Source organism: Ruegeria sp. THAF33 (assembly GCF_009363615.1).
Lineage (GTDB): Bacteria > Pseudomonadota > Alphaproteobacteria > Rhodobacterales > Rhodobacteraceae > Ruegeria.
Window position 1 is genome coordinate 390,636 of the sequence record NZ_CP045384.1, and the last position, 15,548, is coordinate 406,183.

The 15,548-nt window shown below is 51.8% G+C and carries 11 protein-coding genes and 3 pseudogenes; 5 read left to right on the forward strand and 9 right to left on the reverse strand.

Annotated elements, in window-relative coordinates; all coding sequences use genetic code 11:
- Position 1: 1 nt before the first annotated feature.
- Both FIU92_RS01945 and FIU92_RS01950 read left to right on the forward strand, forming a co-directional pair.
- Positions 2–553, forward strand: a complete 552-nt coding sequence (locus tag FIU92_RS01945) for a D-Ala-D-Ala carboxypeptidase family metallohydrolase (RefSeq protein WP_152456949.1) — start codon at positions 2–4, stop codon at positions 551–553.
- A gap of 4 nt (positions 554–557) precedes the next feature.
- The gene (locus FIU92_RS01950) at positions 558–1,886 is read left to right on the forward strand and encodes a toll/interleukin-1 receptor domain-containing protein (RefSeq protein WP_172978455.1); all 1,329 of its coding nucleotides are present in this window, start codon (positions 558–560) and stop codon (positions 1,884–1,886) included.
- 52 nt (positions 1,887–1,938) lie between these two features.
- Here the strand turns inward: FIU92_RS01950 and FIU92_RS01955 are convergent.
- Together FIU92_RS01955 and FIU92_RS01960 are read right to left on the reverse strand one after the other, a co-directional pair.
- Positions 1,939–2,696, reverse strand: a protein-coding gene (locus FIU92_RS01955) for an IS5 family transposase (RefSeq protein ID WP_152456952.1) whose coding sequence is annotated in 2 segments (ribosomal slippage) — positions 1,939–2,375 and positions 2,375–2,696 — 759 coding nt in all. Because the reading frame shifts where the segments join, the coding sequence is not laid out codon by codon here.
- 244 nt (positions 2,697–2,940) lie between these two features.
- Entirely contained in the window at positions 2,941–3,546 is a 606-nt protein-coding gene (locus FIU92_RS01960; RefSeq protein ID WP_152456954.1) for a toll/interleukin-1 receptor domain-containing protein, read from the reverse strand.
- A 166-nt stretch (positions 3,547–3,712) separates the two neighbouring features.
- On the opposite strand from FIU92_RS01960, the gene FIU92_RS01965 reads away from it, so the two are divergent.
- On the forward strand, positions 3,713–4,417 hold the full coding sequence (locus tag FIU92_RS01965; protein ID WP_152456955.1) for an IS6 family transposase: 705 nt from the start codon (positions 3,713–3,715) through the stop codon (positions 4,415–4,417).
- 129 nt (positions 4,418–4,546) lie between these two features.
- Here FIU92_RS01965 and FIU92_RS01970 read toward each other — a convergent pair whose 3' ends face one another.
- Positions 4,547–7,687: a hypothetical protein gene (locus FIU92_RS01970; protein WP_371419727.1), complete on the reverse strand. Its 3,141-nt coding sequence runs from the start codon at positions 7,685–7,687 to the stop codon at positions 4,547–4,549.
- Positions 7,688–7,689: 2 nt separating this feature from the next.
- Positions 7,690–9,312, reverse strand: a complete 1,623-nt coding sequence (locus tag FIU92_RS01975; protein ID WP_152456958.1) for a toll/interleukin-1 receptor domain-containing protein — start codon at positions 9,310–9,312, stop codon at positions 7,690–7,692.
- 113 nt (positions 9,313–9,425) lie between these two features.
- Here FIU92_RS01975 and FIU92_RS01980 point away from each other — a divergent pair.
- A pseudogene (locus tag FIU92_RS01980) lies at positions 9,426–10,184 on the forward strand (IS5 family transposase).
- 9 nt (positions 10,185–10,193) lie between these two features.
- On the opposite strand, the gene FIU92_RS01985 reads toward FIU92_RS01980, so the two are convergent.
- The 5 genes and pseudogenes from FIU92_RS01985 to istA all read right to left on the reverse strand — a co-directional run.
- Positions 10,194–10,886 (reverse strand): toll/interleukin-1 receptor domain-containing protein, encoded by a 693-nt coding sequence (locus FIU92_RS01985; RefSeq protein ID WP_152456960.1) that lies wholly within the window; start codon positions 10,884–10,886, stop codon positions 10,194–10,196.
- A gap of 351 nt (positions 10,887–11,237) precedes the next feature.
- Complete coding sequence (locus FIU92_RS01990; RefSeq protein WP_152456962.1) at positions 11,238–12,326, reverse strand: toll/interleukin-1 receptor domain-containing protein; 1,089 nt, start codon at positions 12,324–12,326, stop codon at positions 11,238–11,240.
- A 160-nt stretch (positions 12,327–12,486) separates the two neighbouring features.
- The gene (locus FIU92_RS01995; protein ID WP_152456964.1) at positions 12,487–13,446 is read right to left on the reverse strand and encodes an IS110 family transposase; all 960 of its coding nucleotides are present in this window, start codon (positions 13,444–13,446) and stop codon (positions 12,487–12,489) included.
- Positions 13,447–13,642: 196 nt separating this feature from the next.
- A pseudogene (locus FIU92_RS22685) lies at positions 13,643–13,966 on the reverse strand (transposase); the annotation flags it as partial.
- Positions 13,958–15,012 (reverse strand): annotated as a pseudogene (istA, locus tag FIU92_RS22930) (IS21 family transposase); the annotation flags it as partial. The pseudogenes istA and FIU92_RS22685, both read right to left, overlap by 9 nt.
- Before the next feature lie 90 nt (positions 15,013–15,102).
- Between istA and FIU92_RS02005 the strand changes: the two are divergent.
- Entirely contained in the window at positions 15,103–15,510 is a 408-nt protein-coding gene (locus FIU92_RS02005; protein WP_152456965.1) for a hypothetical protein, read from the forward strand.
- Positions 15,511–15,548 lie beyond the last annotated feature (38 nt).

The following is a 15,548-nucleotide window of genomic DNA, read 5'->3' on the forward strand; positions in this document are numbered from 1 at the left end:
TATGGCTCAAGGCGAATTCGCAACAGAAGGACCGGAGAACGACGTCTTATCGATCGAAGAGTTCGAAGATATTTTCGATGCCGTCCGGACGCAGGAATCCAAGGATGATCCGTTCCTCAAGAAGTTTGATGCATTCTTCGACACCATTGGCGCGAAACACTTCTCGTCCCGCGAACTGCTTTTCATGGGCGGTGGCCACTACGGGACAGGCAAATGCAGCGGTTTGAATGGATACCCGGAAGAAAACAAATGGGACGGGATAAAATCGCTTGTTCCAGTATTGGATGAAGTTAGAGGCGAACTCGGGCACTCTATTCGCTTGACGTCCATCTACAGGAACACGGCGTATAACAAGTGCATCGGGGGAGTCGAGAGTAGTTTTCACCGTCGCGGTATAGCCGCGGACTGTATTGTGAGCGCGGTCAGCGTGAAAGACTTGCGCGATGCCGCGATGCGCGTCCGGAATCGTGGTACATTTCGTGGCGGAATTGGCCTTTACTCTGGATTTGTGCATATTGATGTGCGCGGTCAGAACGCAAACTGGACGGGGTAGCCTCATGCCGAAGATTGCTGATTTTGCGCCTTCACCGCCGGAGCTTATGGAGGGACAGGACTATTCGGTGTTCCTGTCTTACCGGTCTGTCAACCGTCCTTGGGTGATCGCTTTACATGACGCATTGACCAACCTCGGACACACAGTTTTTTTGGACCAGTTCGTTTTGGTTCCAGGCCAGAAACTCGATACGTCTTTGAAAACAGCACTTCGCAGGAGCCGCGCGGGCGTTCTCATATGGTCGACGGCTGCCAAAGACAGCGAGTGGGTAGCTATGGAATACAAGCGCATGATGGAAAGGCGCGAATTTGATGAGAGCTTCAATTTCATCGTTGTATTGCTCGACGACACCTCACCTCCTGAAGAAAGCGAAGGCATGATTTTCGTCAATTTTAAGGAGTACCCGGATGGCCCCAACGGTATCGAACTCTTGCGTCTGTCGCATGCAGTCATCGGCAAACCATTTGACGATCAGTCAGTCAACTTAGCCTTACAAATCACGGAAGACTTGAAGCAGCGCACACTTGATATCCAGACCGCCGTACAGCTTGGGCGGGTTGAAGACTTGAAAGAAATGGCGAAGTTGAAGGATGATGTCTGGGAGTATTCTTCACAGGTTGGCTGTATGCTGGCCGAGGGAATGATCAAGCTGGGCGAGCATGAACAGGCCATCGCGTACCTGACAGATCTGGAAGCCGAGTTCCCAAAATCATTGCGACCGAAACAACTGATGGCGCACGCATTAACACGCATGGAAACAAAAGAAGATGTCGGACGAGCCATATGGATACTGCAGCGCCTCCGCAACGAAAGGCATCGAGATCCGGAGACCCTGGGATTGTACGGCAAAGCGCTTTATGTCGAATACCTTATGTCAGGAACCAGCGAAGACACCCGAGATGGTCAATTGCTGCGGCGGTCACGCAATCTCTACCGCGAAGGGTTCGAGAACTCGTCTGACGATACCTATTGCGGCATCAACGCAGCAACAAAAACGCTGCTCTTGGGTGAGCCCGGATCAAAGGAAGAGGCGGCCGCTATCGCTGCCGAAGTGGTAAAGCGCCTGCCTAGCGAAAGTGATCCCTCTCTCGGGTATTGGGAACGTGCCACTGTAGCTGAAGCCAAACTCATTGCGGGGCATGTTGATGACGCGGCGAACGCATATCAGCACGCCGTTGATCACAGCCGAGGAGAACACGGCAGCCATCAATCAACACTGAACAGTGTTCGCGATCTGATTGCTGTGCTTGATTTGTCGTCGCAAGATCAAATCAAACTCGAAGAACCGTTTGCGCATTTGCAAATCAACCAGATCGAAGAAGGGCCGCAGTGAAAACAAAATAGAACCTCTAATTCCCGTCGGCCTAGGCTCCAGACTCATTGATTTACAGCCAGAACAGCACGGTAGCTGCTAGAGCGATGGCCGAAAGGAATACCTTTGGGCATCTGTCATATCGGGTGGCAATCCGCCGCCAGTCCTTCAGGCGACCGAACATGATCTCAATGCGGTTGCGGCGTTTGTAGCGACGCTTGTCGTACCGGACAGGCTTGTCGCGTGATTGTCGGCCTGGGATGCAGGGCCTAATTCCCCTGTCATCAAGGGCTTCGCGGAACCAGTCTGCGTCATAGCCTCGATCTCCCAGTAGCCAGTCAGCCGATGGCAGACTGTTCACCAGAGCCTTGGCTCCCGTGTAATCGCTGACCTGGCCCGCGGATATGAAGAAGCGGATGGGGCGTCCGAGGCTGTCAGCAACAGCGTGCAGTTTCGTATTCATGCCACCCTTGGTACGCCCGATCAGCCTGCCGCGCCCCCCTTTTTCAACCGCAGGCTGGAGGCCGTGCGGTGCGCTTTGAGATATGTTGCGTCAATCATGATCGTCTTGTGATCCGTGCCTTCAGCAGCCAGCCCGGTCATGATCCGAGCGAATACACCCATATCGCTCCACCGCTTCCAACGGTTGTACAGTGTCTTTGGTGGTCCATATTCACGTGGCGCATCGGACCAACGTAACCCATTGCGGTTGACGAAAATAATCCCGCTCAGTACACGACGATCATCAACTCTCGGCCTGCCATGGCTCTTTGGAAAGTAAGGTCGAAGCCGCGCCATCTGCTCGTCGGTCAGCCAGAATAGATTGCTCATGTTATACCCCTGAAACTCAGGGGTTTGAATCACGCAGCCGAGATGACGGCAACCAAATTAATGGGTCCAGAACCTAGGCTATGGCATAACCAATTCTTCTCTCTGTCGCCATTTGCAGATGTGTCCACACATCAATCTTCCGAGCAGCGCTATGAACATCCGACTTGCGACAAATCTCCGGAATGCTTGAGTGCTTTGCTCATGTAGACACCCCATAATAAAAACTCAGCCACTTATTCGGTCTTCACGGTAGCCAATTAATCACTTCATCGTCATTTTTAACTTTTGCACCAAGATGAAGATACTCAGCCGCAGTAACCCCACGCGAAAGACGAGCTGCGACTTCCACCGCAAAGGGCGACTTTGGCTTCACTCGACCGTATTCGTACGGGATCCACGCTGATCCTGCAGCATTCTCAGTGATCAAAGCGACCAGATAAGTTGAGTTGAGCAGTCCCATTTCTATCGACAGGGCAATCAACATGCCCTTGGCTTTGTCGGGCAGCGCGCTGTGTTGGAGTTTTGAGAGCGTTGGGTCCCAGACATCGAGCCAGACGTCATATTCCCTCCTCTCCGATACGATTCTTTTCGCTAGAGTGATAGCGTCGCCCGCGTCTGTTTGACGGTGCGAAATAAACACCATCGGAGATGTGGCCGATTTCCCGAAATAGACATCTTCCACGACGGCACGGAAAGACTGCACAGGATTATCAAGCGCAGTCCACCTGCTCGGATCGCCATCAAGGATTCCTTCTATCGCGGCTGACCAGGCGTCCTGCCCCAACCAATCGCCTTCGAAACGGTCATATGCATAGGATGTTTCAGCCCAGTTGTAGATTTGTCCACTCATGCGGTGTTCCTTGAGAGAAGTTCACTTTCAGAATTAACACTCCACAAATGCCGCGTCTACGTTCCCTCTTACATGCTCGCGAACTCGATTTTGGAAGAGTTCACAAGAGGGCTTTGTCAGAACGATTCCTGTTGAGGCGGGCAGGGCGGTCTCGTAACTTTGGTCCATGACCAAATCTAACCCGTTCAAGGGCTTTCAGAGTAGCCCGGAAATTATCCGCCTGGCGGTGATGCTGTACGTCCGTTTCCCGCTGTCGCTCCGCAACGTCGAGGATCTGCTGCATGAGCGCGGCGTCGAGATCAGCCATGAAACGGTCCGGTTCTGGTGGCACCGCTTCGGGCTAATGTTTGCGGCCGAGATCCGGAAACGCCGGATTGAGGGGATGCGATCCAGTCGATGGAGATGGCACCTGGACGAGATGTTCGTGAAGATAAACGGCGAGCAGCACTATCTCTGGCGGGCTGTCGATCACGAGGGCGAAGTGCTGGAGAGCTTTGTGACAAAAACCCGGGACAAGAAGGCCGCCTTGAAATTTCTCAAGAAATCAATGAAGCGCCATGGTCGGCCGCATGTCTTCGTTACCGACAAGCTGCGCTCTTACGGCGCCGCGCTGAAGGAGATCGGTGCGGCGGATCGGCAGGAAACCGGCCGCTGGCTGAACAATCGTGCGGAAAATTCTCACCTGCCATTCCGACGACGGGAGAGGGCCATGCTCCGCTTCCGGCGCATGCGAAGTCTTCAGAAATTCGCCGCTGTCCATTCTTCCGTGCACAACCATTTCAACCAGGACCGCCACTTCTATTCACGACAAAACTTCAAACTCAACCGTGCCGCCGCTCTCGCCGAGTGGCGTCAACTCTGTTCCGGGTAAGTTCACGCTGTTTGCTGGAAACTGAGACTGGTTCGAATCCGTCTGACAGCACCAATTGACGGAATGGTTTTCACATTGAAAACGGCCCCACAGACACTGGCAAAATAATTCTCCGAGTAAACAACAAAGCTAATTCTTCTCGATACAAGCCAGCGCGCGCTCCTTTCTATCAGAAAACGCCGTCGTTGGCCATTTGTCTTGATAAGCAACGGCTCTTACGACATCCCCCCCTTCGCAGACTATGAGGCTAAGAGGTATGTAGAGCCCGCTTGCATCCGACTTCTCTGCAACGCGTTTTAGCATCAAAGTGAATTCCCTTGTCAGCCAACCTTCTTTGTCTAGGGTCTGCAGCACTTCGTCGGTTGTCCATTCCCACGCAGCCGTCGAGAGCAGGCTTATTTGCGTGCTAGTGGGATTTTCGCTTGGAAATACCCTAACGAATTCGACAAGGTGCTTATTGGCAGCCTTTAGGTAATTGTCCGCTGCTTCACAATAACCCGACTCTGAAGACTGAATTTCGCAACCACCCAACTCGAAGAAGCCGCGATAAGCGTTAAGGTTAGCCTCAAACCTTCTGAAATGGTGTCGAGGTTGAGTTTCTAAGCTCTCTTTCGAGTAAGCTTTTCCCTCATCATAAAGCAGAGCTTTCTGCGCCCAAGCGGCCGAGGAGATAAGGACATCCCCGTTACGTGCTGGAACCACAGTTAGATTAGACCAACTCCAAACCAGTTGCTCGTCGCGGTTCGATTCATCCTCGATATTACATGCTGAAGTGAGAGCATTGCGAAAGCATGTCCAAGCTGAGCCGTCGTCGCCTTCACCAAAATATGCCCACCCGGCGTGTCGAAACACCCGCGGTATATTGGGTTCTTCCTGATGGACAAGCCCGAATGACTGAAGCGCAGCTTCGTTCTGTTGGCGATTCAATTGGCGGCGACCAAGCTCGAAAGACTTTTCAGCGTCGGGATAATTCTGCGGGATGTCTGCAAAAGTGCTACGATCCTCCACAGGTGTACAAATTGGCACAGTTTTATTTGCCTGCCATGTTTCGATTTCTAAGTTTGACACAGAAGTCAAAATTTCATCACCTTCGCATTCCAAAATTCGACCTCGGAGGCTTGCTTCGATCAGGGGATCGGTTTGATCGGGCGATACTGGCGGCACATCTGCAACCGTTTCATTTTTTTGGCCGGTTTCGGCGATGCCCTGCGTGGCAGCACGCGCAAGCGCCTCTTCTTTCTGCTCTTCAGCGGCACGACTAACCGCGGCCTTTAAATTGGCCTTTAAATTATTCTCATCAACTTGGCCGCTCTGCTGCAAATCTTCAGAAAGTGTCTGAATTTGTTCCTCGTTAAAATCAGCTACGCAATCAAATTCTGTATCGTCGACATTGCCGTCGGCGAGAATGCCCACTCCACTCTCAAGATCAGAACAGTATACAAGCTTCCCTGTTCCTCCAGGTTCCGCCAACTTCTCGATTTCTGTCGCCTTCTGCTCCAGAACAGCGGCTTCAAGTTCCGCGTTAAAATAGGACACTTCCGCGTTTGTGGCTATTTGCCTCTCCTTGTACCAAGAAACCGCAGCAACAAAGGCGACCCCCAAGGTTGCCACGCCCGAAATCTGAAAAAGTACCCTGCGTCGTTTTTTCTTATGCCGTTCCTGTTCCTTACGAGCCCGCATATCATCTTCGCAAAACTTGAGAAAATCAGCAGAGTGCTCATAGACTTCTTCAGGCGTTAATACTCGACCATCTTCGCGCCAATCCAGTGTGCGTAGAAACGGTGCCCCCCATTGCACAGTAGGCGAATGCCGTTCACGCCAAGCGCTGTATGTCCTGATTTGAGTATCACTTAACAAAGCACCGCCTTGGCGAGCATGTGACATAGCAGTGCGGGCCAAAAACTGAAGTTCAGTTATGGCACGTTCATGATTACGCAGCCAATCAAAGCGAAGCCTTCGCCATTGCCGCAGCAAGCACTCGTGCATGACCCTTACGACTGTATCCGACGCAAGGTCGTCGGTAACGTAGACTTTGGTGTCGTCTAATGTAGTATCTGTAATTCCATCCACATTAATCGGTCGGATTGGATGCAAGTACTGACAACCCGGTTTGCGGAAATGATCCACTACTTTTTTGATATCATCTTCCGGGGCAGCGCAAACCTCGGCTAACTGGTGAATTGTTAGCCGGCGCTTTATATCCTTGTCACCGGCGAAGACTTCCACCAATGCGCAGAATATTTTTTCGCAAAGAGGTTTCAAACGCTCCTCAAGCGCATCGAAGACTTCGTCAAGCCGATCTGATAACGCGAAGCGAAGAGCGTCACCTGAACTCCGCGCTCGAGCAAGTGCATTAGGGAAATTCCGTTTAAAATCATCGATATCGAAATGTGGGTGCTGGGTTTCATTGACTTCAAGCTCAATTCGCTTCGCTTCGTCCTCCCAAAGAATATTCATAACATGCTGCATCAAAGGAAGACGATCAGGCTCGTTAGCCATCTCGTTCAATAGCCAACCAACAAATGGGGGGTCTACGTCCCCATTGTGCAATGCAACAGGCCCGCGGACAATCTCCGACAACTCTTCTCGAGTCAGAGCGGGTGTTAAAAACTGACCTCTATTTATCGCCTCAGCTAATCCTTCGTAGCGAGAACAGCTATCCAACGCATCGGCGCGAATCGTTACGACGACGTAGAGGTTAACTCCTTCCGCGGGACGCAGGGCATCCAGAAGCATATGCACAAAGCGCGCCGCTCCTGCCCGGTCCATTTTCGCATACTCAAAAAGCTCCTCAAACTGGTCGACAAGTAGCAGAATTGGCTGTTGCTTGAACAGGGAATAACTACTCAGTACCCGCGAAAGACTGTAATGTGCCTGTTCGAGGCTGCGAGCGATCAATCGGTGCAGCTCAAAATCAACTGGCAATTGGTTCGCCGTTTCAGGCTCTGCAAATACTTCCGCTAAACTGTCCGAAATTGTTGAAATCAACGCCTTTATTGGATCGTTTCCCGGTAGCATCTCGAGAATAATCCAATCCTCGCAACCTTCAATCTGGCCTGCCCTAAGGCCGGAGATCAGACCTGTACGCGCGAGCGAGGATTTGCCGCACCCTGATGGTCCCGTGATACACAGAAATCGTTCCTCTTCGAGACGGTCCGTCATGAAATGGACTTGAGAGTCTCTGCCAAAAAAAATCAGTTGTTCATCAGGCCGAAAAGACCTTAACCCAGGATAGGGTGGAGGAAATAGAACTCTATGCGTGTCTACCAAAACTAAACGACTCTATCTGGGTTAAGTGCAGCATCGCCAGAACCGAATTCTTGCGCAATTGCACTCAGGTGCTCCACAAAAGCCTTTGTCCTGTCATCGTTTAACGACGTCTTGTCTAAAAGAAGACGATAAATTTCCTTTCCACCCGCGTACCCGCGAGGCGAGGGCGGAGCGCTAGGATCGCAAGGGTCTCCAATCGCAAGCGCACTCAAAATAGTGCGATTGCGTTGACGTTGCAGGGCAATTGGCTTGATGTACTCTGGCATTCGTTCTTGGACACGACAGCGCCCAGCTCGCGAAGGTCCATACATCATTAGAACCGCGTGTATCTTTGCAGCCGCTAGGAGCTTTGTAGTGTCACGATAGCTTTCCTTACCCTCATCCACGAACTGTACGACGATGTTATCTAACAAGTTTTTAGCCGCTTGCTCTACTCGTTCTTGGAAGCGCTGTCCGGCATCCCAATCATCTTGATGAGCATCAATCACTACGATGGCGTTGCCTGCGGGTATGTTGTAGCTTTGAAAAAGAGTTTCTTTCTCATGCTCATCTTTTACAAGCCGACAAAGAGACCGCGCGAAATCTTCAACACTACGATTGTCGAATTCAATCGATTGGATGAAATCTCGGTAGCTGTCGCTTAGATGCACAAGGTTTCTTGCAGATTTGGTTAACCAGGTCAGCTGTGGTTTTCCAATTTTGCTAACACGTTTGTACTGCATTTCGGCAAGCGCCTCGCCTCCAATCTTGCGCCCTGACATAATACCAAGGGTTTGCGCAACTACGCGAGCCCTGCCAACTGCCTTGTCCAATAGATCTGTTGTAATTGAATTCTCATCAAGTCTCCTCACATGAATGTCACTTTGACGCAGTATAGCAACTAATTTCTTGGCCGCTTCTTCAGTCTCGGGCTCTGGGCACGTGGCTAGCAATAGAACGTCACAAAGTGTCGTGTCTTCTTTAGGTTGATCGCCTCCATCAGAGCCTGCTGTGTCCTCCAATTCTAGTACATCGAACTTGCGCAGAATATCTTGAGCAAGATGGAGGGCTTTATCATAAAACAGTTTCTCGTTTGCTTCGTCGATTTGCGGGGTAGGGTAACCAATCAGCGTCACGCGACCGTCCGGGGTTTTTGGCGGATCAAACAATTCGCAGTACAGTTGCGTCTTGACTTCATTGTACCTTTCTAACCAGTCAAACCTTTCCAGTTCATCGGAAATGGGCTCTAGCTGAAGTACCAAAAATGGTTTGCCGGAACTGACCAACAAATCGAATTCTTTTGTGCAGTTCTCTGACGCAACATATGACTTTGAAAGAATGACCAACCCAACGTCGCACTTGTCGATAATCTTCTCAATTGTTGAATCAACGTCGTCACCGTAGCGCAGCGCACCTTCAGAGTCTCTCCGCCATATGACGTTTCGTCGATGGTCATTTGCACCAAGGTTCTGCCGGATAACATCAACGAAGATTTCCAACCTACTTTCAGTGTAAGCAGGGGCCGGCTTCCAATCTTGGTGTGCATAACTCTGAAAAATACTCAAGGCCATAATTACGCATCCAAAAATAAAATTTAATGGTAGCTCATATCCCGTGATTCGCGCAACTTCTAAGAGAATCTCCATTTCGCTGCGGCCTCTTAGAGGACGCTACGAGAACCCGAAGATGCTGTTAGGGTCAGGATGCATTGATTTCCAACGCGCAGCATGATTCACGGCTCGGAAAACGGAGCGGTGACATGAGCGACCTTTTCTGGCTGACCGATGAGCAGATGGCCAAGCTTTCCCCTTTCTTCCCGCGGTCGCATGGCAAGCCACGGGTCGATGACAAGAGAGTGCTGAGCGGTATTATCTTCATCAATCGCAATGGGTTGCGTTGGCGTGACGCTCCCAAGGAATATGGGCCGCACAAGACGCTTTACAGCCGGTGGAAGCGTTGGAGCGAGAAAGGTATCTTCGCTCGGATGATGGTCGGCTTGGCTGCCGAACACGGCGAGGAAAAGACCGTGATGATCGACGCGACCTACCTAAAGGCACATCGTACCGCGACCAGCATGGCCGCAAAAAAGGAGGGTGTGGCCGTCTGATTGGTCGAACCAAAGGGGGGCTTGAATACCAAACTGCATGCTATCTGTGACAGCCAAGGGCGGCCGCTCAGCCTTTTTGTCACTGCGGGGCAAGTGAGCGATTACATTGGTGCTCGGGCTCTGCTCAGCAGTATTCCAAATGTGGACTGGCTGCTCGGGGATCGTGGCGATGACGCAGACTGGTTCCGAGATGCGTTGAAAGACAAAGGGATACGCGCCTGTATTCCTAGTCGAAAGCAACGCAAGACACCGGTCAAATACGATGAGTGCAGGTACAAACGCCGCAACCGGATCGAGATCATGTTCGGCAGGCTCAAAGATTGGAGGCGCGTGGCGACACGCTAAAACCGCTGCCCCAAGGTCTTCCTCTCAGCCATCGCTCTCGCGGCAACCGTCATCTATTGGTTATGAATCCTGACCCTAAATTTCCAGACTTGGCGGCAAACCGATAGGTGGCTCCTTTGGAATATCAAATAGCTCTTGTAAGAGATCCGTTTTCAACCGTTCTTGGTCCAACTCACTATTCCAGTGCATGCAGTATTTTGTTTTGAGATAGCGCGGAACACCAGAGTCGAAGTTGTTCTCCCTTAAGATGGTAAGATATTTTGTCGAGTCTGGTGGAAGGTTCGACATATCCCCTTGGATGAGCATTGTCTCCCAACCATCACCGCCAGATCGACCGTCAGCGCGGTCTGCATATCGTGCATCAGATATGATAACGACGCGCTCAGCGAGTTCGAGCTCGTTGGTCATCCACTGGGGTATGTCCATGCCCGGTCTGAGGTGCCATTGATCTAGACGTGCATTTATTCCGTTTGCTCTAAGGTAAGTGCCGATGTCTGCAACCCAGTTTTTATGGTGTTCACTTGTTCCAGAGTAGCTAATGAATGCCCTAACCGGCCTGTGGGGTTTGCCTGCTTTTTGGCGGTTAGCTGAAGGTTCTTGCTCAGATCGAAATCTATCGAAAACAACCTGGTGCAGGATGTGAATGGTGAGTGTCGCTTGCTCTGGGGCAGTGCTCTTGAAACCATCAGAGAGAGCTTTGACGCTCACTTCACCGCAAATCCGCCGCATAATCAAACAAACCAGATGAGCCAGATCCTCTCTTATCAAATCGACCTAAACTGTCCCATTGGTGCTGACGTCAGACAGTGTTAGTGCATGACCTTGATCGCCAGGCACTCGCGGTTGAACTCGTCGAGAATGTTGAGCGTCCGGAATGCCTTCGCGTTCAAGATTTGGTGGGGGCTTGAATACCCAAGTTCTACCAGCCTGAGTTCCTACTGTATGAAGATGTCTTCGTCCGAGTATCGCTTCCGAGCCATCCCTTGTTTCCCCTTCTCGGCCAAAGTAGTGGCCCAATTTTAGGGGGCAAAGACAGTCGGGCGTATCTTGTGTGATTATCAGAGGCACTCGCGTACCGTCTGTCACTGTGCACCAGAAAAATATTCAGGAATGATCGAGCTATACGATATCTTTCCAATCCCTGCAAAGTCGAAATAAAGAGTGCTTTCCCCGCCCTTCGTCTTGCGTCCAGTCGCACAATGCAATCTCAAGATAACACAACGCCTTTATTATCCGTAAATGGCTTTCCAACTCATTCTTCAGTGTTTTTATTTCCATCCGATCCCCTCGGTATACACTCCCCGACCACCTATCAATCCATTTCGCGATTCTGCCACGTGCAGAGTGAAACCGCTCCCAGGCGTCTTTCTTCATTATCGACACCTCAAACTGTTTTTTTTCGCCGCTTCGAGGTCCGTACACACCAACACAAAAATCCAACAAAACACGATCAAACTTCTTAAGCTGCGGTGCGAAACTTGAACTGTAATCTCTCAAGTTCTCCCCACGTTGAAGAGGTAATCCTACGGGAGGATCAGCCAAATCAACTAACCCCTCAAATGTTATTTGGTCGTTGAGAATCTCGGATTCTGACCTGAAAACAGGAAAACACTCTCGCAATGCATCCCAGAATACTTTTCGATCCTCAGCAAGTTCGGCCCACTCGCGCTTGAGTTCTTCAACTTCAAAATACTCTCGATCCTTTACCGCGGGCGGAAGTGGACCAGGCATCTGTTCCAGCAACGGTTTGGAAAGCTCAAGAACCTTGTCTATATGCTCAGCATTAATCGATGAAACCAGCTTAAACTCTAGCTCAATTTTGCGCACTAACAGATTTACTTGTTCTTCGTCTTGAAGGGAAATTACCTGATAAGTATTCAGAGGTTCAATTACCTTGAAGATATCGAGACCCTTCGCGCAGATTGGTATGGGGTTTAGGCCCCTTCCGACAGCTGCGCCCGCTTCGAAAATAACCCAGCTTTTTTGGTAAGAGAACGGTGTCAGTAGAACCAAGACAAAATTTGCGTTTTGCACACGCGCTCTTATTACAGAATACCAGTCTTCGCCAGGCAAAAGATCGCTAGAAGAAACAAAAGTGTCGATGGCACCAGTAAAAGATTGATCTAGCATTCTCTTAAGCGCCAATGCCAAATCTTTATCGTTGCTTCCATGACTGATAAAGATGGATACCTTCTCTGAATCCGGCATCTCCCAATCTCCTCCTACGATAATTTTGTCTGTACAGCCCCAAAACGAAAAACCACGTTTTTGAGTTTCACAAACATTTAAAGGCTAAAAGTTCCTATCCTTTGGGCTATCACTCTAAAAAATTCTTTTAATCAATGCCACTGACTAGCAACTGTATTTCTCAGGCGGTTTGAGCCGACCAGTTTTGCCGAGATTTGAGGAGTGCGTTCGCGATTGTAACAAGCTTTCTGGCGACTGCTGTGATGATGACTTTGTGTGGTTTGCCTGCGTCACGCAAACGATCTGCGAAGATCTTGAGATGCGGATTGTGATGACTCGCGACGAGAGCAGCTTGGAACATGACGTGTCGTACCTGTCGCCGACCCCCACCAATGGCGCGCTTGCCACGCATCGCATCGCTGTCGTGAGCAATGGGAGCCAGACCCGTGAGCGCGGCAGCTTGTTCTCCCGAGAGTTGGCCCAGTTCGGGCATTTCCGCGATCAGAATAGTGCTGGCAACGGGGCCGATCCCAGGAACAGAACGCAAGATATCAGCGGTTTTTGCAAGGCCCTGATCGGCAGCGATGGTCTGCGCAATCTGATCTTCCAATGTACCGATCTGCCGATCCAACAGCTCCCTCAGCTCAGCATCAACTTCAGTGAAAATCCCATCCGTTCCCAACTTCTCATGCGCCCTGATCTGCGCCAGAAGTCTCTTGCGCGTCTCGACAAGTTGCGCACGCTTTGATGCCAAGGCTCTGAGAAGGCGCAATTTCCCATGTGGCAGTTCGCGCCCTGCGTCTGGTCGAAATGCCATGAATCGCGCAATGAGTTCCGCATCGATCCGATCCGTCTTGGCGCGTGTGCCACGGCTGGCAGCGAAGGCTTTGATCTGAGCTGGCGGCAACTGCCGAGTCGCGATACCGGCTGCATCCAGCGCGGTCCACAGACGCCATTCCTGCCCTCCAGTCGCCTCGAAACAAACAAGCGCGTGCGTTGATTGTGCCAGACAAACAAGCTGCGCGTGGCCCTCATCGCTGTTTGGGAGTCGCAACCTACGAGTCTCCGGCAGACAATGAACATCAAGCCAATCGCGGCTGACGTCTATGCCGATGATCTGCTCGTGTGATACTTTGTTCATACCCTCTTCCTTCTGCTCCGCGGTCCAGACCGGCCGCATTCAACTGTTCGAGACGATGAAGAGAGACGGTGCTGGCTCGCTAGAAAACGTGGTCATGCCACAAGGCTCAGACGCCATACACCGCCCCGTCAGCAACCTCGGCAAAGGTGGCTGACGGGGTTAAGTTAGCAAACTCGAGATACAGAAGGGTCAGGACTCATAGCCAATATATGACGAGAGCTGCGAGGGCGATTGCTGATAGGAACACCTTTGGACATCTGTCGTAACGGTTCGCCACACGCCTCCAGTCTTTGAGCCTGCCGAACATGATCTCAATGCGGTTCCGGCGCTTGTATCGACGCTTATCGTATCGAACGGTCGTCTTTCGCTGTTTTCGACCAGGGATGCATGCGCGTATCCCTTTGTCTTTCAACGTTTCTCTGAACCAATCGGCGTCATATCCGCGATCTCCCTGTAGCCAGTCTACCTTTGGCAAACTGCTCACGAGTGCCCGTGCGCCGATGTAATCGCTGACCTCCCCACCACATCCGATGACCACACGGTCAACATAGGCGCGGATCCAGACATCGCGATGGCCGTAGGCAACCGGCACGGAATAGTCGTTGGTCTTATAGCGCAGCAGCGACAGGGAACTGACCCGGCCCGATGCCTGGTCACAGGCGTCAAAGGACCGGGCGGGAAGCGGCGCCATGATCTCCAGATCGCGTTGAAGCCGCTCTCCAATTGTCTCATTGTGCCCGCGCAGCTTGTCGGTTTGGCGCTTCCGGCACTGCTCTTCGAGCCAGTCGTTGAAGGCACCCCAGGTCGGAAAGCTCGGGACCGGCACCATGAAGTTGCGCCGGGAATAGCCAACCAGCCCTTCGACGGACCCCTTGTCGTTGCCCTTGCCAGGACGCCCGTAGCGGTCCCGGATCACGTAGTGGGACAGCATCTCGCTGAACAGCCGCGCGCGCCTGCGAGTTCCGTCGGGCTCGATCTTCGCCACAAGGCACCGGTCGTTGTCGTACAGGATCGAATTCGGAACGGCCCCGAAGAACCTAAAGGCATGGACGTGACCATCCATCTGTCACCCGGCAGGCGATTGCGAAGCAATCTGCCGAGAGGGCAGGCTTCCGCGGTCGCCGCCGGATAGGCCCGGACGTAACAGGCATCGCTATGTGGAAGGTCCAAGGTAAAGAAATGGGCCTTCTGTTCAATGCCACCGATCACAACCACAGCTTCGCCGAAATTGACCTGAGCGTGGCCCGGTGCATGATTAAGCGGCACGAACATCTCGCGATGCCGTCGACCGTGCTCCCGAACATAATCCTTGATGATGGTGTAACCACCCTCGAAGCCATGCTCATCACGCAGTCGCTCGCAGATCCGCTTGGCCGTATGCCGCTGTTTGCGCGGTCGTTGCCGATCTTCCGACAACCATTGATCAATGATCCCGGTGAACCCATCCAGCTTGGGCCGCCGGATCGGTGCTGACCGCCGGTAGCCGGGCGGGACCGAAAACGCCAAAATCTTGCGAACGCTGTCACGAGATATTCCGAAATGCCGGGCCGCTTCTCGCTGGCTCATGCCCTCGGCACAGGCCAGACGAACTTTACGATACAAATCCACGGAAAAGATCCTCTCGCCCCCCCCTCCGTTACGAAAAGAAGGGCAAAGATGGACGACTTTTACGCCGCCCGCAGCAGGCTCATCCCACCGCTACCGTGGTCGACTTTCTCACCGCCGTTCTCAGGTGACATGGTCGTAAAGAACCGTTGCGAGGCAACCGGAAACGAAGAGATACTCGTCAAGGCCGACAAGTTCGCAACGCGTTATCAAGGACCACTACACGGCACCACTAGTAAGGACTGGGCGGAGTATCGCCCCATCGGTAAAAAGATGGAGTTTTTTATCGTTCCAACAAATCAGGCACCCTTTTCTTTCGTCGCCCCCTGGGGCGAGACTATGCCGCCATGTCCGGGAGAAGCGATCGTACAAGATCCCATTGACACTTCCGATACTTATCGTATCGCGAGAGACGCATTCAATTGCACCTACACAGTGTTGGTTCCGAATCGAGAATAATACAGCCGCACCATCAGCAACAAGCTAAGCTTTTCTAG

Coding starts and splice junctions, on each gene's coding strand:
- FIU92_RS01990 (WP_152456962.1), bottom strand. CDS start 12,326: ATGCCGGATTCAGAGAAGGTATCCATCTTTATCAGTCATGGAAGCAAC.
- FIU92_RS02005 (WP_152456965.1), top strand. CDS start 15,103: ATGGACGACTTTTACGCCGCCCGCAGCAGGCTCATCCCACCGCTACCG.
- FIU92_RS01975 (WP_152456958.1), bottom strand. CDS start 9,312: ATGGAGATTCTCTTAGAAGTTGCGCGAATCACGGGATATGAGCTACCA.
- FIU92_RS01965 (WP_152456955.1), top strand. CDS start 3,713: ATGACCAAATCTAACCCGTTCAAGGGCTTTCAGAGTAGCCCGGAAATT.
- FIU92_RS01945 (WP_152456949.1), top strand. CDS start 2: ATGGCTCAAGGCGAATTCGCAACAGAAGGACCGGAGAACGACGTCTTA.
- FIU92_RS01960 (WP_152456954.1), bottom strand. CDS start 3,546: ATGAGTGGACAAATCTACAACTGGGCTGAAACATCCTATGCATATGAC.
- FIU92_RS01995 (WP_152456964.1), bottom strand. CDS start 13,446: ATGAACAAAGTATCACACGAGCAGATCATCGGCATAGACGTCAGCCGC.
- FIU92_RS01950 (WP_172978455.1), top strand. CDS start 558: ATGCCGAAGATTGCTGATTTTGCGCCTTCACCGCCGGAGCTTATGGAG.